At 43.9% G+C, this 23,667-nt stretch carries 26 protein-coding genes; 16 read left to right on the top strand and 10 right to left on the bottom strand.

The annotated features are described in order from the left end of the window. Window positions 1–2 precede the first annotated feature (2 nt). Together BP27_RS0105405 and BP27_RS0105400 are read right to left on the bottom strand one after the other, a co-directional pair. On the bottom strand, window positions 3–1,538 hold the full coding sequence (locus BP27_RS0105405; protein ID WP_036239482.1) for a fatty acyl-CoA synthetase: 1,536 nt from the start codon (window positions 1,536–1,538) through the stop codon (window positions 3–5). Window positions 1,539–1,549: 11 nt separating this feature from the next. Next, on the bottom strand, window positions 1,550–2,758 hold the full coding sequence (locus tag BP27_RS0105400; protein WP_245597815.1) for an ABC transporter substrate-binding protein: 1,209 nt from the start codon (window positions 2,756–2,758) through the stop codon (window positions 1,550–1,552). Between the two features lie 205 nt (window positions 2,759–2,963). Between BP27_RS0105400 and BP27_RS0105395 the strand changes: the two genes are divergently transcribed. The 5 genes from BP27_RS0105395 to BP27_RS0105375 all read left to right on the top strand — a co-directional run bounded on the left by BP27_RS0105395 (window position 2,964) and on the right by BP27_RS0105375 (window position 9,560). Beyond that, the gene (locus tag BP27_RS0105395) at window positions 2,964–3,992 is read left to right on the top strand and encodes an AraC family transcriptional regulator (protein ID WP_245597813.1); all 1,029 of its coding nucleotides are present in this window, start codon (window positions 2,964–2,966) and stop codon (window positions 3,990–3,992) included. A gap of 68 nt (window positions 3,993–4,060) precedes the next feature. Beyond that, complete coding sequence (locus BP27_RS0105390) at window positions 4,061–4,357, top strand: ArsR/SmtB family transcription factor (protein ID WP_027850683.1); 297 nt, start codon at window positions 4,061–4,063, stop codon at window positions 4,355–4,357. Window positions 4,358–4,380: 23 nt separating this feature from the next. Then, a complete protein-coding gene (locus tag BP27_RS0105385) occupies window positions 4,381–5,403 on the top strand; it encodes an efflux RND transporter periplasmic adaptor subunit (RefSeq protein WP_027850682.1) in 1,023 nt (340 codons plus the stop codon). Further along, the gene (locus BP27_RS0105380) at window positions 5,396–8,602 is read left to right on the top strand and encodes an efflux RND transporter permease subunit (protein WP_027850681.1); all 3,207 of its coding nucleotides are present in this window, start codon (window positions 5,396–5,398) and stop codon (window positions 8,600–8,602) included. The genes BP27_RS0105385 and BP27_RS0105380 overlap by 8 nt, the downstream gene beginning before the upstream one ends. Window positions 8,603–8,681: 79 nt before the next feature. After that, window positions 8,682–9,560 carry a bile acid:sodium symporter family protein gene (locus BP27_RS0105375; RefSeq protein ID WP_027850680.1) on the top strand — a complete coding sequence of 293 codons (879 nt, stop codon included), beginning with the start codon at window positions 8,682–8,684 and terminating at the stop codon, window positions 9,558–9,560. 3 nt (window positions 9,561–9,563) lie between these two features. Here the strand turns inward: BP27_RS0105375 and BP27_RS0105370 are convergent, their stop codons facing one another. After that, window positions 9,564–9,977, bottom strand: coding sequence for a carboxymuconolactone decarboxylase family protein (locus BP27_RS0105370; protein ID WP_027850679.1), 414 nt, complete (start codon window positions 9,975–9,977; stop codon window positions 9,564–9,566). A 132-nt stretch (window positions 9,978–10,109) separates the two neighbouring features. After that, a complete protein-coding gene (locus tag BP27_RS0105365; protein ID WP_027850678.1) occupies window positions 10,110–11,579 on the bottom strand; it encodes a DASS family sodium-coupled anion symporter in 1,470 nt (489 codons plus the stop codon). A gap of 219 nt (window positions 11,580–11,798) precedes the next feature. On the opposite strand from BP27_RS0105365, the gene BP27_RS0105360 reads away from it, so the two are divergent. Together BP27_RS0105360 and BP27_RS0105355 are read left to right on the top strand one after the other, a co-directional pair. Next, the gene (locus BP27_RS0105360) at window positions 11,799–12,002 is read left to right on the top strand and encodes a hypothetical protein (protein ID WP_027850677.1); all 204 of its coding nucleotides are present in this window, start codon (window positions 11,799–11,801) and stop codon (window positions 12,000–12,002) included. 67 nt (window positions 12,003–12,069) lie between these two features. Next, a complete protein-coding gene (locus BP27_RS0105355; RefSeq protein ID WP_027850676.1) occupies window positions 12,070–12,696 on the top strand; it encodes a LysE family translocator in 627 nt (208 codons plus the stop codon). Window positions 12,697–12,706: 10 nt separating this feature from the next. Here the strand turns inward: BP27_RS0105355 and slmA are convergent, their stop codons facing one another. From slmA to coaBC, 5 genes are read right to left on the bottom strand one after another with little or no spacing between them, the layout of a single operon-like run. Beyond that, window positions 12,707–13,315 (bottom strand): nucleoid occlusion factor SlmA, encoded by a 609-nt coding sequence (gene slmA / locus BP27_RS0105350; RefSeq protein WP_281172130.1) that lies wholly within the window; start codon window positions 13,313–13,315, stop codon window positions 12,707–12,709. Window positions 13,316–13,341: 26 nt separating this feature from the next. Further along, on the bottom strand, window positions 13,342–14,271 hold the full coding sequence (gene argB, locus BP27_RS0105345) for an acetylglutamate kinase (protein ID WP_027850674.1): 930 nt from the start codon (window positions 14,269–14,271) through the stop codon (window positions 13,342–13,344). Between the two features lie 29 nt (window positions 14,272–14,300). Continuing rightward, on the bottom strand, window positions 14,301–15,680 hold the full coding sequence (locus tag BP27_RS0105340) for a phosphomannomutase/phosphoglucomutase (RefSeq protein ID WP_027850673.1): 1,380 nt from the start codon (window positions 15,678–15,680) through the stop codon (window positions 14,301–14,303). A gap of 44 nt (window positions 15,681–15,724) precedes the next feature. Further along, the gene (gene dut / locus BP27_RS0105335) at window positions 15,725–16,216 is read right to left on the bottom strand and encodes a dUTP diphosphatase (protein WP_027850672.1); all 492 of its coding nucleotides are present in this window, start codon (window positions 16,214–16,216) and stop codon (window positions 15,725–15,727) included. Further along, window positions 16,213–17,466, bottom strand: a complete 1,254-nt coding sequence (gene coaBC, locus BP27_RS0105330; protein ID WP_027850671.1) for a bifunctional phosphopantothenoylcysteine decarboxylase/phosphopantothenate--cysteine ligase CoaBC — start codon at window positions 17,464–17,466, stop codon at window positions 16,213–16,215. The genes dut and coaBC overlap by 4 nt, the downstream gene beginning before the upstream one ends. Window positions 17,467–17,548: 82 nt before the next feature. On the opposite strand from coaBC, the gene radC reads away from it, so the two are divergent. The 9 genes from radC (at window position 17,549) to BP27_RS0105285 (ending at window position 22,422) form a co-directional block, all read left to right on the top strand. Continuing rightward, the gene (gene radC, locus BP27_RS0105325; RefSeq protein ID WP_027850670.1) at window positions 17,549–18,223 is read left to right on the top strand and encodes a RadC family protein; all 675 of its coding nucleotides are present in this window, start codon (window positions 17,549–17,551) and stop codon (window positions 18,221–18,223) included. A gap of 117 nt (window positions 18,224–18,340) precedes the next feature. Then, window positions 18,341–18,577 carry a 50S ribosomal protein L28 gene (gene rpmB / locus BP27_RS0105320; protein WP_027850669.1) on the top strand — a complete coding sequence of 79 codons (237 nt, stop codon included), beginning with the start codon at window positions 18,341–18,343 and terminating at the stop codon, window positions 18,575–18,577. A gap of 32 nt (window positions 18,578–18,609) precedes the next feature. After that, entirely contained in the window at window positions 18,610–18,765 is a 156-nt protein-coding gene (gene rpmG, locus BP27_RS0105315) for a 50S ribosomal protein L33 (RefSeq protein ID WP_027848063.1), read from the top strand. A gap of 88 nt (window positions 18,766–18,853) precedes the next feature. Beyond that, window positions 18,854–19,723 (top strand): bifunctional DNA-formamidopyrimidine glycosylase/DNA-(apurinic or apyrimidinic site) lyase, encoded by an 870-nt coding sequence (gene mutM, locus BP27_RS0105310; protein WP_027850668.1) that lies wholly within the window; start codon window positions 18,854–18,856, stop codon window positions 19,721–19,723. A gap of 72 nt (window positions 19,724–19,795) precedes the next feature. Further along, window positions 19,796–20,164: a SirB2 family protein gene (locus BP27_RS0105305; protein WP_027850667.1), complete on the top strand. Its 369-nt coding sequence runs from the start codon at window positions 19,796–19,798 to the stop codon at window positions 20,162–20,164. A 31-nt stretch (window positions 20,165–20,195) separates the two neighbouring features. After that, entirely contained in the window at window positions 20,196–20,729 is a 534-nt protein-coding gene (locus BP27_RS0105300) for a hypothetical protein (RefSeq protein WP_027850666.1), read from the top strand. Between the two features lie 17 nt (window positions 20,730–20,746). Then, on the top strand, window positions 20,747–21,133 hold the full coding sequence (gcvH, locus tag BP27_RS0105295) for a glycine cleavage system protein GcvH (RefSeq protein WP_027850665.1): 387 nt from the start codon (window positions 20,747–20,749) through the stop codon (window positions 21,131–21,133). Between the two features lie 21 nt (window positions 21,134–21,154). Beyond that, the gene (locus tag BP27_RS0105290; protein WP_027850664.1) at window positions 21,155–21,613 is read left to right on the top strand and encodes an acyl-CoA thioesterase; all 459 of its coding nucleotides are present in this window, start codon (window positions 21,155–21,157) and stop codon (window positions 21,611–21,613) included. After that, window positions 21,610–22,422, top strand: a complete 813-nt coding sequence (locus tag BP27_RS0105285) for a hypothetical protein (RefSeq protein ID WP_027850663.1) — start codon at window positions 21,610–21,612, stop codon at window positions 22,420–22,422. The genes BP27_RS0105290 and BP27_RS0105285 overlap by 4 nt, the downstream gene beginning before the upstream one ends. Here BP27_RS0105285 and BP27_RS0105280 read toward each other — a convergent pair. Next, window positions 22,419–23,667: MFS transporter (locus tag BP27_RS0105280; protein ID WP_211251283.1), on the bottom strand; the 1,249-nt coding region annotated here is incomplete at its 5' end. The genes BP27_RS0105285 and BP27_RS0105280 overlap by 4 nt on opposite strands.

The following is a 23,667-nucleotide window of genomic DNA, read 5'->3' as shown; positions in this document are numbered from 1 at the left end:
TACTAAATATCCTTACGCAGATGGCGTTTTAAAATTTTACCTGCGGTACTTTTGGGGAGTGAATCACTAAAAACAATTTTCTTAGGTAGTTTGAAGGGTGCTAGGTGCTGGCGTGCATGTTGAATAAGCTCCGCTTCTGTGACCGAAGCACCTTCTTTAAGTACCACTACAGCAGTAATAGCCTCAATCCATTTGTCATCGGGCATGCCTATAACGGCTACTTCTGACACGGCTGGGTGAGTAAACAAGGCTTCTTCAACTTCACGGCTAGCAACCACTACACCCCCCGTATTAATCACATCTTTAATACGGTCGACTATGAATAAATAGCCTTCTTCATCTAAATAACCAACGTCTCCAGAATGAAACCAGCCACCTTGAAAGGCTTCTTCGGTCATTTTTGGGTTATTCCAGTAGCCAGTTAGCAGTTGAGGAGAGCGGTGCACTATTTCACCTTGTTGCCCTGGCGGCATATCGTTCATGTCTAAATCGACAATGCGTGTTTCTACGGTAATAATGGGGCGACCGGCGGAAGCTGGGCGATCCGCATGGTCTTCAGGACGTAAAACAGTAGCTAGCGGTGCTATTTCACTTTGCCCATAGCAGTTATATAGCCCAACACCGGGTAAGCGCTGCTCCATTTCTTTAAGAACAGGCACTGGCATAATTGAAGCGCCGTAGTAAGCTTTTTTAAGACTGCTTAAATTGCGTTTATCAAAGTCTGGGTGGCGTAGCAGTGCTATCCAAAAGGTGGGCGGTGCAAAGAAAGTAACCAGTAATTCTTTTTCTATCCACTCAAGGCATTGGTCAGGTAAAGGACTTTCCATTAAGCGCACGCTAGTACCTAAAAGTAATGCAGGCATTAAAAATACATGCATTTGTGCTGAGTGGTATAAGGGCAGAGCAGCTAGCATGGGCTCGTTGGGTTTTAAATCTAGCTCAACCATACAAGCCATATACTCTGCCATTAATGCTTGATGTGTCATCATGGCGGCTTTGGGCGCAGCAGTTGTGCCTGAGGTATAAAGGAACTGAGCCAAGTCATCATTGGCTAGCGCAACTTCTGGCGTGCTAGCGGGTAAGTCAGCTAAGGCTAGCTGTAAAATATCGGTTGCTTGTGCTTCGCTGCTATGAAAGTGCGCTTTAAAAACAAGGTTGGTATCTTTAATTGCGGGTTCAACATGGGCAGCTAGGCTTAGATCACTGATTATGCCACGCGCTTCAGATTGCTGAACAACATAGCGCAGCTCCTCTGCGCTAAGTGCAAAATTAGTGGGGACATGAACCAGACCCGCTCGCAAAATTGCCAGCCAAGCTAAAACATAGGCATCCGAGTTTTTACCATAGGCGACAACCCTGTCGCCCTTTTTAAGACCTTGCTCAATAAGCTGGTTAGCAATTTTGTTAACTGCAAGATTTAATGCTTGGTAAGTCCACTGCCTATCTAAGAACTTTAAAGCGACTGACGTTGCATTTTTACGTGCACTACGGCTAAGCGCAGCGCTGATAGTATTGGCTTGAGGAGCAGTTGTTATCATTATTACTTTCCTTATTTATTGACCATGTTACAAACGCTTTCAGATAAAGGGCGGAAAGCTTTGTCGGCAGGAATGGTTCGAACAATTTCAAATAAATCATCTTCATCTGTAGATTCTTGCGGCGTTTTAACACGCACTAGGTACATGTCATGTACCATGCGACCGTCTTCCCGAATGTAAGCATTTTTAGCAAAAATATCGTTGACTGGCGTTTCCATCATTTTTTTGCGAACTGTTTGGGTGTCATCTGTTCCCGTATCTTTAACGGCTTGAAGGTAATGACGGGTACTAGAATAAAGGCCAGCGTGAACCATAGTTGGCATAGTGCCAGTTATTTTTTTGAATCTTTCTGCCCAAGCGCGAGCTTCGGGATTAATGTCGTAATACCAAGCTTTGGTGAACTGTAAGCCTTGGGCTGTTTCTAAACCTAAGCTACGAACATCGCTACTAAACACCACCATACCGGCGAGTATTTGACCTGCTTGAGTAATACCAAATTCACTGGCAGTACGTATAGCATTGGTGGTGTCTGTACCTGCGTTGTTTAAGCTAATAACTTTTGCGCCAGAGGATTGAGCCTGCAACATAAAAGAAGCAAAGTCGGTACTAGGGAAGGGGTGACGAACCTTGCCAACAATGTTGCCGCCATTGGCTTTAACTACCTGCTCTACATCCTTCTCTAAGGCATGACCAAAAGAGTAGTCTGCACTGAGTAAAAACCAGCTTTTGTTACCTTCCTGAGTAATAGCACTGGCCGTACCGTTAGACATAGCCCAAGTATCATATACCCAGTGAAAATGGTTGGGGCCGCAATGCTGATTGGTTATGGAAGAAGAAACCGCACCATTAACCAAGCCTAGTTTGTTGTTTTCTTCTAGTAGTTTTATTGAAGCGAGTGTTACAGAGGAAGCGATTAAACCAGTGACCATGTCTACTTTATCTTGGTCTATCCACCCCCTAACAATACTTGAACCCAAGTCAGCGTTATTGCGGTCATCGGCACTAAAGGTAATGATTTTTGCACCATTAATCTCACCGCCAAAGTCGTCAATGGCCATTTGAATAGCATCCATGCCTTTAGGGCCTATAGGATCACGATAAGGGCCAGACATGTCTGCTAGGTAACCAATACGAATTTCATTGTCACTCACAGCTGCAGCTGCAGTGGTAGAAAGACTGAAAACACTAACTAAAGCTGCCATCATAAGGGTAGGTTTCATTAACATTTTATTACTCCGTTTGAATTTTTTGTTTTTGTTTTATCTAGCAATCACCCCATTTACTAACCTAAGTTCGCGTGATTAAAGGTTGGTGAGTAGGTTTGATTGATTCATACTAGGCATAATTAGGAGTAAGTATTTGGCGTTTTAAGCCAAAAAATTAGCATTTCGTGCCAATCTTTAAGCTGCTTAAGAAGAGTAAAAAATGGACGCATCTTCCACCACAGTTCCTATGCATTTTGTACACAACCTGTTTCAGGGTATTAGTACTAGCCTAGCAAGGCGTAAATACTTTTTGCTGCAAGCAGGTATCCCTTACTTTTTATTAGAGGCACCCCATGGGCGTGTTACCGTTTATCAATTTGCACGTCTCTACCGATTACTAGCCAACGAATATGATGATGAAACTCCTGGGTTTTTTAGTCGCCCTTTACGTGGTGGGACATTGAAATACCTGTGTTTAAGTTTATTAGATGCACCCAACCTGCAAGTGGCTTTACACCGTTATAGCCAGTTCTTTCGTTTATTACTTGATGATGTTGCTTATCAGCTAGTCATCGACAAAGATTTGGCCTCTTTGCGCTTTATAGAAAATGCTAGCTTGCAAGGTGACAGAGTCTTGGTGCATGAGTTGATGCTTAAACTGGTACACGGTATTGCTTCTTGGTTAATTGCTGAAAAAATTCCACCTTTAAAAATCAGTTGTGCCTACCATCAACCGCAACATAGCCATGAGTATTTATACTTTTATCCGGGGGAAGTTGTTTTTGATCAACCTTGGACAGCCATACACTTTGATAAAAAGTTGTTGCGTAAACCCATAAGACAAACAAAACAACAACTCAGCGCCTTTTTGCAAAGAGCGCCTGCAGATTGGATTTATGTTTCTTTTGGCGAGCGATTGCTTGCTCACCGAGTTAGGGACTACTTAAGTGAAGCAGCTCAAACTGGAGCAGTTATTCAGCAGGTAGCAGAAGCTTTGCATCTATCAGTTAGAACCTTATCCCGTCGTTTGGCAGCAGAGGGGACTCACTTTCAAGCTGTAAAAGATGAAGTGCGTCGAGATTTAGCCGTGCAGCAATTAACTAGTAGCTCAGTATCTTTAGCTATTTTGGCTGGTCAGTTAGGGTTTGAAGATTTAGCTAGCTTTAATCGGGCTTTTCGTAATTGGACAGGTAGCACTCCGGGTACTTATAGGCGGGGCTTAGCACAAAATCTTGCTATAGAAACATAAACTTGCTTGAAGTTGGTATATTAGTATATTATAAATTACTATATTAAGATTAGCTGTTTTGGTGATGGATGAAGATTAACCAGATGCAAAGCCAAGCGGGTGAGGTTTCACAGCTACTACAAGCTTGTGCTCACTCATCACGTTTAATGCTTTTATGCCAGTTAAGTGAAGAAGAGCTGAACGTAGGTGAGTTAGAAGCTAAGCTAGACTTACACCAGCCTAGCTTATCGCAACATTTAGGTGTGCTGCGTAGGCAAGGATTAATAGTAGGTCGCCGTGCAGGACAGCAAATTTACTACAAGCTGGCTGATGATCGTGCTAAAGCATTGATTAACAGCCTTTATACTATTTTTTGTGAAAAATAATTTCTGATACTGGAGAGATGGGGATGAAAAATTCTTGGACGATGCTAGCAGCAGCACTAGTGGCTGGTATCTCGCTGCAGGTGCAGGCGCTGGAAACCCAGCCCGTTGAACGCGCTAATCTAGTGGAGCGTATTCAGTTAGATGGCGTGATAGAAGCTGTGCATCAAGCCACGGTTTCAGCACAAACCAGTGGTCAGGTTCGCCAAGTACATTTTGATGTGGACGATCCTGTCGCCCCAGGTGATGTATTGGTTGAGCTAGATTCCACTGAGCAGAAAGCGCGTTTAAATCAAGCCCAAGCAGGTTTGCGAGAAGCACAAGCGGGTTTAGATGATGCCAAGCAAAACTTTACCCGGGTTGAAGGTATTTTTAAACGTGAGTTAGCTTCTCAAGCCCAGTTAGACCAAGCAAGAAACCAGTTAAATGCTGCTGAAGCTAGAATGAACCGTGCCCAAGCCAGTGTGGCTGAAGCACGTAAACAAATGGATTACACCCGCATAGTAGCGCCCTATGGCGGCATAATGACTGAACGCCATGTGGAAGTGGGCAGTTCTGTTAACCCTGGTCAGCCGCTTATGTCAGGCTTATCTTTAGAAGAGTTACGTGTAGTAGTAGCTTTACCTCAGCGTTATACAGCCAGTGCGCGTGAAAAGCGTGATGCTCAGGTGGTGTCTGATACGGGCCGGATTTTAGAAACCTCAAGCATGACTTTTTACCCCTATGCCGACCCAGCCACGCATACTTTTCGAGTACGCATGAATTTAGAAAACCCAGAAGGCGATTTATTCCCAGGTATGTTGGTTAAGGTGAATTTACCGGTTGCCGAGCGTTCTGCTTTATGGGTGCCTGCTTCTGCTTTAGTGCAGCGTGGTGAATTACGTGCCGTGTATATTTTAGATGATAAAGACCAGCCTCGTTTACGCCAAGTACGCATTGGCAGCCGTGATGGCGAGCGTTTAGAAGTGCTTTCGGGTTTGGGAGAAGGTGAGCGCTTAGTGCTTAGCCCAGCCGCTGCTTTAGCCAGCATGGAGACAAGTAATGAGTGATAGTAAGTTAAGGATTTCAGGTCGTATTGCGGCTGCTTTCCAAACTTCTAGGCTAACCCCTTTAATGGCCATTGCTGGCTTGCTGATGGGTTTGTTTGCTGTTGCTGTAACGCCTAAAGAAGAAGAGCCGCAAATTGATGTCACCATGGCGGATATTTTTATCGCCTTTCCTGGTGCTAGCCCTGTTGAAGTTGAGCACTTAATTGCCACGCCTGCTGAGCAGGTGATGAGCGAAATGGCCGATGTAGAACACGTTTTCTCTGTTTCTCGTCACGGTATGGCAGTGATTACTGTGCAGTTCGATGTTGGCATACCGCGCCAAGAGGCTTTGGTTAGCCTTTATAATCAGGTGTACACCAACCAAGACTGGTTGCCACAAAACCTAGGTACTTTGCCGCCTTTAATAAAAGCTAAAGGCATAGATGACGTGCCAATTATGGCGCTAACTTTATTTAGTGATGACCCTAACTACACAGCAGAAGACTTAACCCGTGTAGCTCATGCGTTAGAAACCGAGCTTAAGCGTGTAGAAGGCACACGCGATATTTACACCCTAGGTGATGCTAAAGATGAAGTGCAGGTCATTTTTGATCCTTCTCGTTTGCGTGGTTACAACCTAGCTTTAAACGATATTCAGCAAGCTTTGCAGGCAGCCAATGCCACCTCACAAGAAGCTTGGGTAGTACAAGACAATAAAGCCTTGCCAGTTCAGGCTGGTAGTTTATTGGCTGAAGTCGATGAGGTGCGCCGCCTAGTGATAGGTATGCATGAAGGTGCGCCTGTATTTTTGGAAGACGTTGCCGAAGTTAAGCGGGGCGGAAAAGTACCCTCGCAAGCGGTTATGACAGGCTTTGGTCCAGCTGGTGAGCGCAATCCTGGTTATTTATCGCAAGCGGTTACCTTGGCGATTGCTAAACAGCCAGGCCAGAATGCGATTAACATTACTCAAGCAGTAACCGAGCGTATAGAGCTGCTTAAAGACCGTGTTATTCCTGAAGGTGTTGAAGTGATCACTACCCGTGATTACGGTTACACCGCAGCAGATAAATCTAATACTTTAATTACTAAACTATTGTTTGCGACAGGTTCAGTGGTCTTGCTTATTTTAGCGGCACTGGGCTGGCGCCAAGCGTTAATTGTGGGTATTGCAGTAGTGATTACCCTAGCCATTACCTTGTTCTTCTCTTGGGCTTGGGGCTTTACACTTAACCGTGTTTCGCTATTTGCGCTAATCTTCTCAATCGGTATTTTGGTCGATGACGCCATAGTGGTGGTGGAGAATATTCACCGACATTTAAAAATGGGTACTAAATCGCTAGTCGAAATTATCCCCAAGGCCGTTGATGAAGTAGGTGCGCCCACCATTTTGGCAACCTTTACGGTAATTGCCGCCTTATTACCTATGGCGTTTGTAACGGGTTTGATGGGGCCTTATATGAGTCCTATTCCCATTAATGCCTCAGCGGGTATGCTGATTTCATTGATTATCGCTTTTGTGGTGACACCTTGGTTGGCGGTTAAGCTGATGAAGCATGAAACCCCTGCTGATGACACAAGCAGTAAAGCAGACGCTAAAAAAGGCAAGGTGCTTAACTTTTTCGACAAAATAATGTGTCCTTTCTTAGGTGAAAACCGCAAGCGTCGAATTGTTTTAGGTGTGTCGGTGGTGTTTCTAACCGTTGCTGCGGCCATGTTGCCAGGTATTCAAGCTGTGGTAATGAAGATGCTGCCCTTCGATAATAAGTCTGAATTTCAGGTGATTGTTGATATGCCAGAAGGTACACCCGTTGAAGAAACCCAACGTACTCTCTTGGCCTTAGGTGAGTATTTAGAAAGCGTACCCGAAGTGATTAGCTGGCAAACCTATGCGGGTACGGCTGCACCGATTAACTTTAACGGCCTAGTGCGTCAGTATTATTTACGTGAAGACCCTCACATGGGCGATTTACAAGTAAACCTAGTCGACAGACGTGACCGTAAGCTTGCTTCGCACCAAATTGCACTTTCCATGCGTGAACCTTTGCAAGCCATAGGTGAGCGTTTTAATGCCAATGTAAAAATTGTTGAAGTACCGCCTGGTCCGCCTGTATTAGCCCCTGTGGTTGCAGAAATTTATGGCCCAGATCCTGCTGTTCGTGCAGCCATGACGCATAAAGTAGCCAAGCTACTTAAAGGCACAGAAGGCATTGTTGATGTAGATACCACCCTAGAAGCCAGTGCTAACCGTTGGTTGATTGAAGTAGATCGTGACCGAGCAGCACGTTTAGGCATTGCTCAAGGCCAGCTAGTTGAAGCCTTGTCGATAGCTTTGGGGCAGGTAGAAATCAGCTTTTTGCATGATGAATACATGAAGTACCCAGTGCCGATTCGCTTACAGTTAGCTGAAGGCGATAAAGCCCAAGCTTCACAGCTATTATCGTTAAGCGTGCGTAACCGTGAGGGCCAGCTAGTCAGCTTATCTGAGTTTGCTAAGGTCACTTCAGCCGATTGGCAAGGGTCTATTCACCATAAAGATTTATTGCCAGTGAATTATGTAATGGCGGATATGGCAGGTAAGCTGGATTCACCTTTATACGGTATGTTTGATGCAGTGTTTACTTTAGCCGATGAAGTAGATGCACCTGAGCAATACTTTATTAACCAACCCACCTGGCCAGATACTGCAGCCATTAAATGGGATGGTGAATGGCAAATAACCTATGAAACCTTCCGTGATATGGGTATTGCCTATGCCGTGGGTATGATTCTTATTTATATGCTAGTGGTGGCGCAGTTTAAATCTTATCTAGTGCCTTTGGTGATTATGGCGCCAATTCCTTTAACCATGATAGGTATTATGCCTGGCCATGCGTTACTAAATGCACAGTTTACCGCCACCAGTATGATAGGCATGATCGCCTTGGCAGGGATTATTGTGCGTAACTCTATCTTGCTAGTAGACTTTATTAACCAATCATTACGCGAAGGCGCTTGCTGGGAAGATGCAGTAATAAAAGCTAGTGCAGTTAGGGCGCAGCCAATTATTCTAACCGCTGTAGCGGCGATGGTGGGTGGCTTCTTTATTTTAGATGACCCTATCTTTAACGGCTTGGCTATCTCGTTAATCTTTGGTTTATTAGTATCAACTATTTTAACCCTAGTAGTGATACCACTGCTTTACTACTCTATTTACCACAAGCGTGGCATACCCCATGACTAGGTAAAAGCAGTTGTAAACGAGTAGAATTGAAGCCCTGAAGAAATTCAGGGCTTTTTTTATAATTAACAAGGAAAAGTGAATGGCTCAATTAGCAAACCAAGTATTATTACCTCTTTGCTTGGCTTTAATTATGTTAGTGATGGGTACCAGTTTACGTTGGCAAAGTTTTATTCCCTTAGTAAAAAAACCTAAGGCTGCACTGCTTGGCGTTGTGGCTCAGTTGTTGCTCTTACCCTTGGTTGTTTGGCTACTTATTTTGGTTTTAAATTTACCACCAGTAATAGCCGCAGGTTTGGTATTGCTAGCTTGTGCGCCAGGTGGAGCAACCTCTAATTTGTTTAGTAACTTGTCTGGGGGTGATTTGCCCCTGTCGATTGCTTTAACCGCTGTAGTGAGCTTATTGTCACCTGTATGGATGCCTTGGGCTGCGCAAATGCAGTTAGCTTGGTTGGGTTATGAGGTGGCTTTTAAGCTTTCTTATAAAATGGTGGTCTTGCAGCTAACCTTAGTTACCGCCTTGCCGTTACTTTTAGGTATGACCTTGCGTAAGTTTTACCCTGGCTGGGTGCAGGCTTATGAAAAGCAGCTTAAACAGCTTTCTGTTGGGCTGTTAATGGTAATGATTTTGGTGTTAATTGGCGTGAACTATCAGCTACTGCCTTCAGTGTTTGGCCTCAGTGCTTTCATGGTTATTTTATTAGCCAGCTTAGCGCTAACGGCGGGTTACCTGCTAGCCAAGCTGGTGGGTTTAAGCGAGCAGCAGTCGCGCACTTTAAGTTTTGAAACGGGTGTACAAAATGCTGGCATGGCAATACTTATAGCCTTTAGTTTTTTACAGGCACCCGAGTTAGGTATGCTGGCACTCTTATATGGAATTTTAATGAATGTGCCAGCCTTTATTGCTTTGTGGTTATTTAATAGAAAAGCCTTAGCAAATAGCTTTAAAACAGTTGGATGAATGCTATTCGAAGGCAGAGGTATCTACCTTTACGCCTTCCTCTGCAAAAACTTCTTTAGCTACGGTTAAGGCATTTAATACGCTAGGAAAGCCCGTGTAGGGAATTAAATGCATAATGCAGCCAACAATTTCTTCTGGGGTTAAGCCCACGCTTAATCCAGTTTTAATGTGCATAGCAATTTGGGGCTTTCCTTGTGCAACCAGCGCAGTAATGGTGGTTAGCACTTTTTGTTTGTTATCTAGCCCAGGGCGTGAATAAACGCCACCAAAAGCAAATTCGACCACGTACTTTTCTAAATCAGGCGCTATATCTTTAAAATCTGCACCTATATTCATAAAGCCAGTGGGGTTGTCATCGGGTGAAGCGGTTAACTCCTGAATTTTATTAATGCCTTTTTGGTAAAGATTGTCTGCCATTTTAATTTACTCTTAATTTTAACTTGTTAACTTCAAAACGAGCCTTTTATCAAAGGCTATTAAGCTTACTAGGCTAGTAGGACTTACACTAAGTCAGTGTAAGCCCTAGGTTATTAGAGGAAGTTTAAGCTTTTACCAGTAACCTAACACTTTCCACCAAACTCCACCTACAACTACCCAAATAAGTAGGTTAACCACACTCATCACAAAACCAGCTTTCCACCATTCTCCTAGCTCTACATAATTAGAGCCAAAAATAACCGGTGAAGTACCAGTAGCATAATGGGTTAGGGTCATCATTATGGAGGAGGCTGCAGCCATCATAAGTACAAAGGCCATGGGTGGCGCACCCAAACTTAACCCCACCACTAAGAAAGCACCCATCATTGCGGTAATGTGAGCCGTAGTGCTAGCAAAGAAGTAATGCGAATAGAGAAAGACTAAAACTAATAGTGCCGTTGCAGCAGGCCAAGGTAAACCCGTGCTAACAATACCGCTTTCAATAGCGCCAGAGAACCAGGTAATCACCCCTAGTTTATTTAGCTGGGTAGCCATCATAACTAGAGCACCAAACCAGACGAGGGTATCCCACGCACTTTTTTCAGCGAGTGCATCTTTCCAATTCAACACCCCTGTTACAAGTAGAATGGATAGCCCTAAAAAAGCAGTAGTAGTCGCGTTAAGTGTAAAGGCAGCACCAAAAATTAGAGCGGGAATATCTGCCCAAAACAGCAGTAGAATTAAGAACACACCCAGCATAATGCCTTCATCACGGGTTAATTTACCCAAGCCTGCCAGGCGTTCGCGAGCAAAGTTAACCGCGTCGGGTGTTTCTTTAATTTCGGGTGGGTACATTAAATAAATAACTAAAGGCATCAGCAGGATTGCAGCTAAACCCGGCAGCAGCATGGCTAAAGCCCAAGTGGTCCAGCTAAGTGTTATGGCTGCACCTGTTGCATCAGCAACCAGTTTAACGGTTAAAGGGTTAGGCGCTGTAGCGGTAATAAACATGGCTGAAGTAATAGGGTTAGCATGGTAGTTTACCAGTGCTAAATATTTACCAATTTTACTGGTATTGCCGTTTTCTGGCGTGCTGTTATAGCTTTTTGCGATAGACAGCATAATTGGGTGAATAATACCGCCACCACGCGCTGTATTACTGGGTGTAACAGGCGCTAAGATAAGCTCTGAAAGTGCTAAACCATAACCTATTCCCACGGTTTTTTTACCAAAGATGGCAATAAAATAGTAACCAATACGCTCACCTAAGCCCGTTTTTATTAGTCCACGGGAAATAATGACGGCTATGGCTATTAGCCAAATCAATGGGTTATTAAAGCTTCCCAGCGCATCGCGTATGGCTGTGCCAGGGTTATCGCTAGTTACGCCACTGACAGCAACCAAGGTAATGGCGAGTATTGAAATAGCCCCAATGGGCATGACTTTACCAATAATCGCTGCAATGGTTGCTACAAAAAGGGCGAGCATTAGCCAGCCTTGAGACGAAACACCCTCAGGTGTTGGTATAAACCAGATTGCAAAACCTATCGCTATGGCGATGAGTGCTGGCCTTAGATGGAAATCAGATGTTGAAGTAGGCATCACGAAGGCTCCTTTAATAAAAATACCTAAGCAACTCATTCAACAGTCTAGTTTAATAACCTGTTGAATCAGTTAAGTTTTACCTTACAGTATGAAGGTTAATTACACGACCTATTTTTGGTGGTTGACCTTGTAGTTAGCTTGTTTTTATAGAAACAAAAGTAAGTGGGTGAAATATAGGCTAGGCTAACTAGCAAAGCTAACCTAGGAGGAAGCATAATGACTGACAATAATGACCGTAGTATTGCAACTTTTGCAGCTTTAAAAACTTCTATCGTTAATGGAGAGTTGGCCAGCGTAAAAAGTTTACTAGCTAACCGCAGTATGCACGACTTAGAAAAAAGCTATTTACTAGATTTAGCTAAAATGAATAACCAGCGAGCAATCATTGAACTACTTGAAGCGGTTCCAGTTAAAAAGTAATGGTAATGATTGCAGCTAGAAAACCCATTCGATTGAACTCAAAGGTTTTAACTAACTAAGGAATACCATGAGTCTTGAGCTGTATTTATTGTTTTTAGTAACTACTTTACTGTTAATTTTAACCCCTGGTCCTTCAGCAATTACAGTGGCTAGCCAAGCGGCCAGCAATAACTCTAAGCTTACTTTTTTAACTGTTCTTGGGGTGGGAAGTGCGGATGTGGTTTTCTTTATTCTTTCAGCAACGGGCATCGCTTCTTTAATAGTCGCATCTAGCTGGGTGTTTTCTATTATTAAATGGCTGGGTATTGGCTACCTTTTTTACTTAGGTGCTTCTGCCATTTTTAGCCCAGCTGGAGCGGTTAGAGTGAAGGCTCAAGGCACTAAAGCGAGTCCATTAAAAGCTTTTTCACGCGGTTTGGTTATTCACTTATCTAACCCTAAAGCCTTGCTTTATTTTTCTGCACTTTTACCTCAGTTTATAGACCCTAGCAAACCCCTTATGCTGCAAATGCTGTTAATGGGTTTAACCTGTTTTTTAGCAGATTTACTGGTGTATAGCTTGTTTGGGCGTATGGGTGCCCAGTTAGCAAGGCAGCAAGTAAAAACTTGGGTTGTAAGCTTGGTTAATAAAATGGCAGGTGTAGCCCTTTTAGTGACTGGGTTAAGAATGATAACTTTGGAAACCACCCAGTAATTTTTAGCGTTTAAATGACTAAACCGTTAGCTAAATGTTCCCACTGAATAGACCACTCGTGTGTTGGTCGCCGCTGAAAGCCACTACGTACAAACTGCACTATACGTCCTTCCACTATAGCTAGCAGCATACTCGCGGCTGCGGTGGTTGGTAGTGCAACTTTTCTGCCTTCGCGTATTTCTGTTTCTCGTAAAACTTGTTTAATTTGCACTTCAATACGATCAAATAAACGTGAAATACGATTACAAAGTGCTTCATCTTCACCGACTAGGGCTTCGCCGGTAAGTAGACGGCAGAGCCCTGGGTTTTGTTCTGCAAAAGCTAGCACAAGGGTTAAAAGGTGTTCACAGCGCACCAGGGTAGAGCTTTGCTCTTTCATAATAATGTTGATGCGTGTGAAGAGGCTTTCTTCTATAAACTCTATTAGCCCTTTGTACATGCTGGCTTTATTGTTGAAGTGGCGATAAAGCGCCGCTTCTGAAACCCCGACCTCTTTAGCAAGTGTTGCGGTGGTAATGCGTCCTTGATGCTGGTTACCCAGCATTTTTGCCAGCGCTTGGAGGATTTCATCTCTACGCTGCTTGCTCCTTTTACGCTTCACTGGTTGCTGTTCTTGCACTTTGACTTACCCTATTAAGATTCGACTCAGTTAGTTTCTTCAGCTATTGCATTGGCTTGATTGGTAATTAGAGTACCTACGCCAGCATTGGTAAAAATTTCTAGTAGTGTAGCGTGGGGTACGCGGCCATCAATAATGTGTGCTGTATGCACGCCCCCTTTTACCGATTCTAAGGCGCAGTTTATTTTGGGCAACATGCCACCATAAATAGTGCCGTCGGCAATCAGGGAGTCAACCTGAGCAGTTGTGAGGCCAGTGAGTACCTTGCCTTGTTTATCTTGCAAGCCTGCTACGTTGGTGAGCAAAATAAGCTTTTCTGCTTTTAGGGCTTCGGCTACCTTGCCTGCAACTAGGTCAGCGTTAATATTATAAGAAGCACCTTTGGCATCGACCCCTATGGGCGCTATAACAGGAATAAAATCACGGCTGGCTAGCATTTCAATTAATGAAGTGTCGATAGATTCAACTTCACCCACTTGACCTATATCTAAAATTTCTGGTGCCATCATTTCAGGTGTTTGGTGGCTCACTTTTAGTTTTTTAGCTTTAATAAGCTGGCCGTCTTTACCCGTTAACCCTATGGCTTTTCCACCTGCTAAGTTTAGCTGAGTAACTATTTCTTTGTTAACCAAGCCGCCTAACACCATTTGTACTACATCCATGGTGGCGCTATCGGTTACACGCATACCATTCATGAATTTAGATTCAATTTTTAGGCGATCTAGTAACTCGCCAATTTGTGGGCCACCACCATGAATAACAACAGGATTAATACCCACTTCTTTTAGTAGTACTACATCACGACAAAAAGAATCGATTAGGTCATCTTGAGTCATGGCGTTACCACCATATTTGATAACCAGTGTTTTACCAGAAAACTTTTGAATATAGGGTAAAGCTTCTGATAAAACGGTAACGACAGTTTGTGGGCTGGCGTCAGAAGGTGTTGGTGTCATAGCGATTCTCAATTAAAATTCAGTATTAATTAAAAAGTCAGCTCAAGGCTGGCATCAATTTTAGTTAGGGCAGCTCGAAAGGTGTTACTAATTCTTTCTAAGGCTTCGGGTGTTTTTCCTTCAAACCTGAGTACTAATACTGGCGTGGTGTTGGAAGCACGACAAAGTCCCCAGCCATCTTCGTAATCTACACGAATACCATCTAGGGTAGTTTTTTGTCCATCACCAAAGTCACCTTCTTGCGCTAGTCTTTGCACTAGATCAAATTTGTTTTCGTCTGTTACTTCAACATTAATTTCTGGTGTGCTTAGGTCTTGTGGGTATTGGCTAAAGAAGGCATCAGCGTCTAAATCTTGTGCAGCAAGAATTTCTAGTAATCTGGCGGCTGCATAAAGTCCATCATCAAAACCTAACCAGCGTTCTTTAAAGAAAATATGGCCGCTCATTTCACCTGCTAATAGGGCACCGGTTTCTTTCATGCGCGCCTTAATTAGTGAGTGACCCGTTTGCCACATTTCTGGTTCGCCACCAGCTTTGCTTATAACCTTACCTAGGTTACCGCTGCATTTTACATCGTAAATAATTTTTGCACCTGGGTTACGGCTGAGTAAATCTTCGGCAAAGGCCATCATTAAATGGTCTGGATAAATAAGTGTGCCTGAGGGAGTAATAACACCTACTCGGTCACCATCACCATCAAAACCTAAGCCTAAATCGGCTTGATTCGATTGCACATTGGCAATTAAGTCTTTGAGGTTTTCTGGCTTGCCTGGGTCTGGGTGGTGGTTAGGGAAGGTGCCATCAATTTCTGTAAATAGAGGAATAACTTCGCAGCCTAGTTCTTTGATTAGGCGTGGTGCTAGCTCGCCTGCAACACCATTGCCTGTATCAACTACGACTTTAAGTGGGCGTTTGAGTTGTACTGACTCAAGAATAGCGTTGATGTATTCATCTTTAATATCGTGATTCTTTTCAAAGCCTTGGCCATGTTTAAAGTCGCCTTCAACAATACGGCGGTAAAGGTCAGTAATGGCCTCGCCATGCAAGGTTTCGCCAGCCAGTACACATTTAAAACCGTTATAGTCAGGTGGGTTATGGCTACCCGTAACCATAATGCCTGAGCTGGTGCCTTCTATTTGCATAGCGGCATAATAGAGGGTGGGAGTAGGAACCATGCCTACATCTATAATGTCTCGGCCTGTTTCTAGAATGCCTTTTTTTAAAGCTTCTACCATAGCTGGGCCTGAAACCCGTCCATCACGGGCGACTACAAGGGTTGTTTCACCTCTTGCAGCGGCCTCTGAGCCTAATGCTTTGCCAATAAGCTGCACTGTCTCAGGTGTTAAGGTTTTTCCAACTATGCCACGAATATCATAGGCACGAAAAATAGAAGCAGGAACATCACTCATGGTAAATCCTCTTAGTGCGTAATCTGGGCCGCTAATGGGTGGTGTTATTGGCGGCCGGAGCTACCAAAGCCACCTGTGCCACGCTCTGTGGCTGCAAAGTCTTCAACAACCTCTAGCTCTGCTTGAATAACGGGTACTAGAACGTATTGAGCTAGACGCTCTGCAGGCTCTAGGGTAAAGCTAGTTTGACCACGATTCCAAACTGAAATCATTAGTTCGCCCTGGTAGTCTGAATCAATTAACCCTACCAGATTTCCTAAAACAATACCGTGCTTATGGCCAAGACCAGAGCGGGGTAAAATAACACCTGCAAGGCTAGGGTCGGCAAGGTGAATAGCCAAGCCTGTGCGCACTAGGTGGGTAGCACCTGGCTCAATCACTAGGGCCTCATCTAATAAAGCACGTAAATCCATACCTGCTGAACCTTCAGTGGCGTAGCTAGGCAAGGGGTAGTTGGGAACAGCTTTAGGATCGCCTATTCTTGAGTCAAGAATTTTCACTGCAACCTTGGGGTGTTTTACTGGATGGGAAGTCATAGAGTTTTCTGTTCCTTATAAAAGGCTAAAAGTTTTTCTATTAGCTGTCGCCCTAAAGCCAACTTGCTGCCTTGTGGTAAGGCTTCTCGCTGTATTGTTTGCTTGTGCTGGGTAAATAAAATAACGCGGTTTTCATCGCTGCCAAAGCCTATGCTGTTATCGCTTACATCATTGGCTACTATGGCATCTAGGTTTTTGCGTAGTAGTTTGTCTTGGGCATAGTCTTCTACCTGCTGGGTTTCAGCAGCAAAACCTACACAAAACGGTCTGGGGTTATTCTTATCTGTAGTGGCTTTAGCCATGTTAGCTAAAATATCGGGATTTTTAACTAGCTTTAAAACTAGCTCATCTTGGTTGGCCTGTTTTTTTATCTTTTGATCAGCAGGGGTGGCTGCTCGGTAATCTGCAACGGCAGCACAGGCAATGAATATATCAGTTGTGCTGCGTCTGCTTTCACAAGCTTCTAACATTTGTTTAGCTGTGGTGACTTGTGTGCCATTCACTCCAGCAGGAATAGCTAGGTTCACTGGTCCTGAAATAAGTTGCACTTCTGCACCTAGCTCAGCGGCTGCGGCTGCGAGGGCATAACCCATTTTTCCAGAGCTATGATTAGACAAATAACGTACAGGGTCTAAGGGTTCTTGGGTGGGGCCAGCAGTTATTGTAAAACGTAAACCGGCAGCGGGTTGGCTGACTTCACCTTTTTGAAAAAAATCTTCTACCCAGTTAAAAAGCTCCTCTGGCTCAGGTAAGCGTCCTGCACCAACATCACCACAGGCCTGTTCACCTTCTGCGGGTGGAATAAGGGTGTAGCCTAGCTGGGTTAATAGTTGAGTATTACGCTGAGTAGCTGGGTGCTGCCACATGGCTTGATTCATGGCTGGCGCAAGATGAATGGGTGCAGAGGTTGCAAGGCAAAGGGTGGTTAACAAATCACCTGCTTGCCCACTAGCTAAGCGAGCCATTAAATCGGCTGTGGTGGGCGCAACAATAATTAAATCTGCCCAGCGAGCTAATTCAATATGCCCCATACCCGCTTCAGCTTCAGGGTCTAGTAAGCCAGTGTGTACAGGGTTACCCGTGAGTGCTTGAAAGGTAAGTGGTTGCACAAAAGCCTGGGCACCGGGTGTCATAACTACGCGTACCTGAGCCCCTGCTTTAACCAGTAAACGTGCCAAAAAAGCACTTTTATAAGCAGCGATACCACCACTAACGCCCAGTAGCAGGCGTTTGTTATTAAGTCCTGTCATGGATCAATTAACCCTAGAAGAGAAGGAGGCTAACCTTATCATGTTTAGCATTTGACTTAAAAATTAGCAGGGAGCTTAGACTATGGGAATTAATGACTGGCCAGCCGATGAACGCCCTAGAGAAAAGCTATTAGCTAAAGGGGCTGGTTTCTTAACCGATGCTGAGCTACTAGCCATTTTTATAAATACTGGAGTTAAAGGAAAGAGTGCTGTAGATCTGGCACGCGAGTTATTAGATAGCTTTGGTGGTTTACGGCCTTTGTTGCTGGCCAATAAAAAAGAATTTTGTGCCCATTTGGGTTTGGGCCCTGCTAAATTTGCTTTAATGCAGGCTATATTAGAAATGTCGCATCGCTATTTAGAAGCTGAGCTAATGCGAGGTGAAGGTTTAACTAGCCCAGAAGCGGCAGGGCGCTATTTAAAATTACAGCTGCGTGACCTGCCCCATGAAGTATTTGCCTTGCTGCTCTTAGACAACCAGCATCGAGTAGTCCATTTTGAAGTTTTGTTTCGTGGAACTTTAGATGGTGCCTCAGTTTATCCGCGAGAAGTTGTTAAGTTAGTCTTGGCACATAACGCTGCAGCAGTCATAATGGCGCATAATCACCCATCGGGTATTGCTGAACCTAGCAATGCTGATGAACTGATTACAAAAAGATTGAAAGAAGCTTTAGCCTGTATAGATGTGAGAGTTTTAGATCATCTTATCATTGGTGATGGAGAACCAGTGTCTTTTGCTGCCAGAGGTCTGCTATAATACGCCAGCGTTTTAACCTGGATGGTTTGTCGGCTTGCCTGCGGGCTGCCCTTCTGGTATAAAGGCGCCTTTCATTTTTTCCAACACCTGCGCCCTTAGATTGACTGGAGGCATATAATGTCCATGGTTTGCCAAGTTACCGGTAAAAAACCGCTAACTGGGAACAATGTTTCCCACTCGCAGCGTAAAACGCGTCGTCGTTTCCTGCCAAATTTGCACACTCACCGTTTTTGGGTTGAGTCAGAGAAGCGTTTTGTTAAGCTACGTGTATCCAGCAAGGGTATTCGTACGATTGACAAACAGGGTATCGAGCAAGTTTTGGCCGATATCGCTAAGCGCGGCGAAAAAGTTTAAGTTCTGCTTAAACAATTACTGGAGCAATAAACATGCGTGAGAAAATCAAAATGGTTTCAAGTGCCGGTACTGGTCACTTTTACACCACTATGAAAAACAAGCGTAACACCCCAGAAAAACTAGAACGTAATAAGTACGATCCAGTTGTTCGTAAGGTTGTTACTTACAAGGAAGCTAAAATCAAGTAATTGATTCGCTTAACTTGTTGAAAAACCCGGTCTGCGCAGGTGGCCCGGGTTTTTTTATGTTTTTTTAAATACTAACTAGGAGGCTGATATGCCAGAGTTGCCCGAAGTTGAAACAACCCGTAAAGGCATTAACCCTTGGTTAGAAGGCCGAACGATTGAAAAGCTAGACGTTCGTCAGCCTAAGCTACGCTGGCCTATTCCCGATGATCTACCTAAGCGTTTAGTGGGTATGAAGCTAGCACCTTTAGAGAGACGGGCTAAATATTTAATCTTGCCTTTAGTTGAACCTGCGCCTGAACAAAAAGCACTCGATGCAGGCTGGGGTATGCTTTGGCATTTAGGCATGTCGGGTAGCTTAAGGTTAGTCACACCCGATGAGCCCTGGAAAAAACATGATCATGTTGAGTTACAGGTAGGGGCCTTGCCTAAGGATAAAGAAGAGCCACTGAGGCTGCGCTACCATGATCCACGACGTTTTGGAGCCTTGCTGGCCTATCAAGGCAAAGCTGAAGAACATCAATTATTAAAAAAATTAGGTCCAGAACCTTTAAGTGATGCCTTTACTGCACAAGCACTTTATCAGCGTTCCAGAAACCGTAAGCTAGCCATTAAAGTATTTATTATGGATAACGCTCAAGTGGTAGGTGTGGGTAATATTTATGCCACAGAAGCACTTTTTAGGGCGGGTATAGATCCACGCCGAGCTGCTGGAAGTGTCAGCCTTAAACGTTATCAAGCCTTGGTTGAAATTATTCGTGAAGTATTAGCTGCCGCCATAGAACAGGGTGGCACTACACTGCGGGACTTTGTTGGTGGCGATGGTCAACCAGGCTATTTCGCTCAAGAATTAAATGTGTATGGCAGAGCAGGTAAGCCTTGTCGGGTATGCGGAACAGTTTTACAGGAAGTAAAGCTAGGGCAAAGATCCAGTGTTTGGTGTAAAACCTGCCAAGCTTAATGCCGATTTGATTTTGCATCTGGTAAGATGCTTCTCCTTAATTTGAATTTATTTAACTGAAGGTTAGTCATTATGGGTTACGAAGCATTTAAGCACCTGCACATGCTTACAATTACTATTAGTGTGGTATTTTTTGTTATTCGAGGTGCTTCCGCTTTAATGGGTGCTAGCTGGATACGCAATAAATGGGTGCGTATTTTGGCGCATGGTAACGATACTGTTTTACTGATTGCCGCTTTAGCGCTTTGCTACCACCTAGGTCAGTGGCCTTTTTATAACTCGGCTTGGATAACCGCTAAGGTAGTGGGTTTATTGGCTTACATTGCTTTTGGCACCATTGCTATTAAGCGTGGCAAACTTTGGGCCTATGCTGCAGCTTTATTAAGCGTTGCTTATATCGTTTGGGTAGCCATTAATAAAGTCCCCTTTCCAGCTTTCTAAATTATTTTTCTAATAACAATAAAGGTTAATTATGAATATTGAGTACCGTTGGACTGAGTCCCAGTTTATTCGCCTAGCACTCTACGACTTCGAGCTAGGTCCGCGTAGTGGTCGTGGAAAAGCCACTATGTGGTTGGTTATTTTTACTTTAATTGGCTTGCTGGCGATTAATATAGCGCATCGAGGTTTTACCTACTCAGTGTGGGACTTAGTGCTAATTGCTGCAGGGCTTTGCTGGTACACCCTGCGTGGTACTTTGATGAAACGCATGTTTAAGCGCGCCTTTAAGCGCTCAGGTATGGATGGCGTAAACCTTAAATACAGCCTAGATGAAGAACAACTAAAAATTCAAGTGGCTGCTAAGCCAGAGCATACCCTTGAATGGAAGCAAATTAAGCGGGTTATTCGCACTCAAGAGGGCTTCCTTGTTTATCCTGGCCCTAGGTGGTTGCCTGCAGCACGTATAGAAGATGGAAGAACCACAGAAGAACTAGCTGCATTTTTACAGCGTAAAGTGGTTGATTATCGAGATAAAAGTCAGCACAAGCTTAAGCTAAAAGATTAAATAAAAAGGCATGCGAAATGAGCAATGAACAGCGTTTTAATACCACTCACCAGTGGGCAAAAAGAATTAATGAAACTCAAGTGAGTGTAGGTATTAGTCAACATGCTGAAGATGCCTTAGGTGATATTGTTTATGTAGAGCTTCCTGAATTGGGCAAAGAGGTTGTAGCTGGCGAAGTGCTAGCAGGTATAGAGTCGGTTAAAACTGCGTCTGACATTCAGTCACCGGTCAGCGGTAAGCTAATAGCCTGCAATACAGATTTAGAAGACACACCTGAAGTATTAAATGAAGCGCCCCTTCTAACCTGGATTTTTGTTCTTGAAGCCGATGCTGATCAGTTAGACAAAGAATGGCAAACTTTATTAGATACGGCAGCTTATGAAGTCTTGTTAGCTAGTCTGTAATTATTCAAAAGGTAGAATTAAATGCAGTGGGACTTAGCCCAGCCTTTTACCACACGGTTCGTTGTAGCGGCTGAAGCCATAGATCACTATAGGCATGTTAATAATGCAGAATACCTACGCTACATTGAAGAAGTTAGTTGGCAGCATTCTAACCAGCTAGGTTTAACTATGGATGACTATGAACGCTTAGATAGAGCCTTAGTGGTTATTCGCCATGAAATTGACTACCTAGCTCCAGCCTTTGAGGGTGAAGAGTTAGAAATGGCAACCTGGATCGTTGAATATGACCAACGTTTTAGGGTAGCAAGACGTTTTCAATTAATTCGAGTCAGCGACCAAAAAACCTTAATGCGTGGTTACACCTACTTTGCCTGTGTTGCTTTAAGTAATGGCCGGTTGCGCCGTTTACCAGAAGAGTTTAACACTCATTACTTACCAGCTTTAGTAACAGAAAACTTAACTCAGGCTAGTCAAAAGTGAAGGTTTATCTTTACCTTAACCCCTTACAGCTAGATGTATTGCGTCATGCACGTTTACATCTAAGCGAAGTAACAGATTTATTAGATCCTTATCAAAATAATGCCCGAACTATAAAGCGCCAAGCCATAAGGGTGAGTGAAGCAGACTTTCAAAAAGAATTACAGCGTCAATTTAAAGCTTTACCATCTCAGTTAAAAGGCTTGATGACTTGGGAAATGTTTCAAACCGAAGCCCAAAAAAAGCGTCCTAAAATAGAACAGCAGATGAAAAAAAGACGCCAAGGTAAGCCTGCTGTTTTACCTAACCCTGAGGCTTATCAAGCCTTGGCCATGGCACGTTTTTTTACTCGACCAGACAATCCCTTGTTGTGGGATAGGTGGGCAGATCAACACCGTGGTTTAGTTTTAGAGTTAGACACCAGCTACCCAGGCTTTAATAGCAAAAAACAGGTTTTAAGGCCTGTTGTTTATGGTCAAGCCCGACCGCAAGCTGATCACCCCATGAAGCCATTTCCAGCTTTATTTCATCGCCCTGTTGAGTATGCGCAGGAAGAAGAGGTTAGGCTGGTTCGCCCACTTGAAGAAGCAAAAAGTAGCAAACCCCTCACCAATGGTAAGCTAGTGCACTTTTATAGCTTCCCTGCCAAGGCTTTGTTGTCAGTAACCCTGGGAGTCAATGCAAGCGAAGAAACCCGTGAGCAGGTCAGTAAAATTTTAAGCTACGATGTTAAATACAAGCCAGGTCGCCCCTTAAGAGAAACCCTGCTTGATCCAGACACCTTTAAGTTACATATCCGTGGAACGCTTTAACTTCTACTCTGTAAAGGAAAGCCCCAAGCTAAAGGAATCGCAGGCAAAGACATTAATAATAAAAACCACAAGCTAAGAGACGCTTGCCCAAACCAGTCTGCCACTAAACCACCTGCTAAGGGCAAGAAGAAAGATAGGCTATAAGAAACCGTAAAAGCGCCTGCTGCTAACTTACCTGCTTCATGCCCCGATCTTAACTGTGGCGGTAAAGCCACCAATAAAATCAGTAAAATGCCTGCCCAAAAACTAAGCATAAAACCGAACATTAAACTTAGCCAACCACTAAATAACAACATACCTAACATACCGGCAATGGTTAAAATTAAGCTAATTTTAATGGGTAGTATTCGTGCTATCCAACGCCTAGCCATAAACAGCATTAATACTGAAGCAAACATTTGTGAAATATTAAACCAAAAGAAAGCGGCTTCTAATAAATGGCTTTCACCCCTTGCTTCTAAAAAACTACTTAAATAAGCATTGCCACCAAAAAATAGCGAGGCACTGACAGCCAATAAAAAGCCCATACGCCAAAGCAAAGGGTCTGACCAATTCGGTATCCAGCTTTTATTAGGTGCATTGCCGCTAGTGGTTAATGTGTTTTGCTTAGGTAAAAATAAAAGCGCAACCACTAGCAAGGCAGGTAAAGACCAAAGTAACAGCACTGCTTGCCAGCTATTGTTTAATAGAGGCATTAAAATAGGCAGGGTTAAACCTGCGCCTATAAATTCGCCCATTAGCATACCATTCATGTAAACCGCGCTACCTAGGGCAAGCTGAGCGGGTTCTAGCCAACGGGTTAGTAAGGCAGGTAAGGCGGGCTGCATAACAGCTATGCCTAAGCCCATTAAAATACTGAATATAAGTAGCAAAGAAAGTTGGTCGGTCATGCCTCTTGCAGCAGAAGCAATGCCTACCACCGCTAAAGCAATGGCTAAAGCATTACGAGAGCCTAGCCGCATAATAACCAGCGAACCTAAAATAGCACCAACAGCGAGCATAAACACTGGCAGCGTTGTTAAGCTGCCTAGTAAAGCTTGCGGAAGGCTAAGATCATCGTTAATGGCCGCTGTTAAAGGCGCAACAACTAAAATGGGCAGTCTAAGGTAAAGCCCTGCTAGCCATAAAATAACAAAAGCCAGCAGAGGTGGCTGGCTTGTGCTTCTTGCTTGAAGAATCATAATGCTTGAAAAGTCATAAACGAACCGGAATGCCTTGGTCAGCCATAAACTGTTTGGCTTCAGG

This window comes from Marinospirillum insulare DSM 21763 (assembly GCF_000686905.1).
GTDB lineage: Bacteria > Pseudomonadota > Gammaproteobacteria > Pseudomonadales > Halomonadaceae > Marinospirillum > Marinospirillum insulare.
The sequence above is the reverse complement of the archived record's forward strand: the minus strand, read 5'-3'. Positions and strand labels throughout refer to the sequence as shown.

Bases quoted from the DNA above. Each gene is read 5' to 3' on its own strand.
- BP27_RS0105290 (WP_027850664.1), top strand. From the start codon at position 21,155: ATGCAGTGGGACTTAGCCCAGCCTTTTACCACACGGTTCGTTGTAGCG.
- BP27_RS0105405 (WP_036239482.1), bottom strand. From the start codon at position 1,538: ATGATAACAACTGCTCCTCAAGCCAATACTATCAGCGCTGCGCTTAGC.
- argB (WP_027850674.1), bottom strand. From the start codon at position 14,271: ATGACACCAACACCTTCTGACGCCAGCCCACAAACTGTCGTTACCGTT.
- mutM (WP_027850668.1), top strand. From the start codon at position 18,854: ATGCCAGAGTTGCCCGAAGTTGAAACAACCCGTAAAGGCATTAACCCT.
- BP27_RS0105365 (WP_027850678.1), bottom strand. From the start codon at position 11,579: ATGCCTACTTCAACATCTGATTTCCATCTAAGGCCAGCACTCATCGCC.
- rpmG (WP_027848063.1), top strand. From the start codon at position 18,610: ATGCGTGAGAAAATCAAAATGGTTTCAAGTGCCGGTACTGGTCACTTT.
- BP27_RS0105385 (WP_027850682.1), top strand. From the start codon at position 4,381: ATGAAAAATTCTTGGACGATGCTAGCAGCAGCACTAGTGGCTGGTATC.
- BP27_RS0105305 (WP_027850667.1), top strand. From the start codon at position 19,796: ATGGGTTACGAAGCATTTAAGCACCTGCACATGCTTACAATTACTATT.
- dut (WP_027850672.1), bottom strand. From the start codon at position 16,216: ATGACTTCCCATCCAGTAAAACACCCCAAGGTTGCAGTGAAAATTCTT.
- BP27_RS0105395 (WP_245597813.1), top strand. From the start codon at position 2,964: ATGGACGCATCTTCCACCACAGTTCCTATGCATTTTGTACACAACCTG.
- rpmB (WP_027850669.1), top strand. From the start codon at position 18,341: ATGTCCATGGTTTGCCAAGTTACCGGTAAAAAACCGCTAACTGGGAAC.
- BP27_RS0105400 (WP_245597815.1), bottom strand. From the start codon at position 2,758: ATGAAACCTACCCTTATGATGGCAGCTTTAGTTAGTGTTTTCAGTCTT.
- BP27_RS0105300 (WP_027850666.1), top strand. From the start codon at position 20,196: ATGAATATTGAGTACCGTTGGACTGAGTCCCAGTTTATTCGCCTAGCA.
- BP27_RS0105355 (WP_027850676.1), top strand. From the start codon at position 12,070: ATGAGTCTTGAGCTGTATTTATTGTTTTTAGTAACTACTTTACTGTTA.
- BP27_RS0105370 (WP_027850679.1), bottom strand. From the start codon at position 9,977: ATGGCAGACAATCTTTACCAAAAAGGCATTAATAAAATTCAGGAGTTA.
- gcvH (WP_027850665.1), top strand. From the start codon at position 20,747: ATGAGCAATGAACAGCGTTTTAATACCACTCACCAGTGGGCAAAAAGA.
- BP27_RS0105375 (WP_027850680.1), top strand. From the start codon at position 8,682: ATGGCTCAATTAGCAAACCAAGTATTATTACCTCTTTGCTTGGCTTTA.
- radC (WP_027850670.1), top strand. From the start codon at position 17,549: ATGGGAATTAATGACTGGCCAGCCGATGAACGCCCTAGAGAAAAGCTA.
- BP27_RS0105360 (WP_027850677.1), top strand. From the start codon at position 11,799: ATGACTGACAATAATGACCGTAGTATTGCAACTTTTGCAGCTTTAAAA.
- coaBC (WP_027850671.1), bottom strand. From the start codon at position 17,466: ATGACAGGACTTAATAACAAACGCCTGCTACTGGGCGTTAGTGGTGGT.
- BP27_RS0105380 (WP_027850681.1), top strand. From the start codon at position 5,396: ATGAGTGATAGTAAGTTAAGGATTTCAGGTCGTATTGCGGCTGCTTTC.
- BP27_RS0105340 (WP_027850673.1), bottom strand. From the start codon at position 15,680: ATGAGTGATGTTCCTGCTTCTATTTTTCGTGCCTATGATATTCGTGGC.
- BP27_RS0105390 (WP_027850683.1), top strand. From the start codon at position 4,061: ATGAAGATTAACCAGATGCAAAGCCAAGCGGGTGAGGTTTCACAGCTA.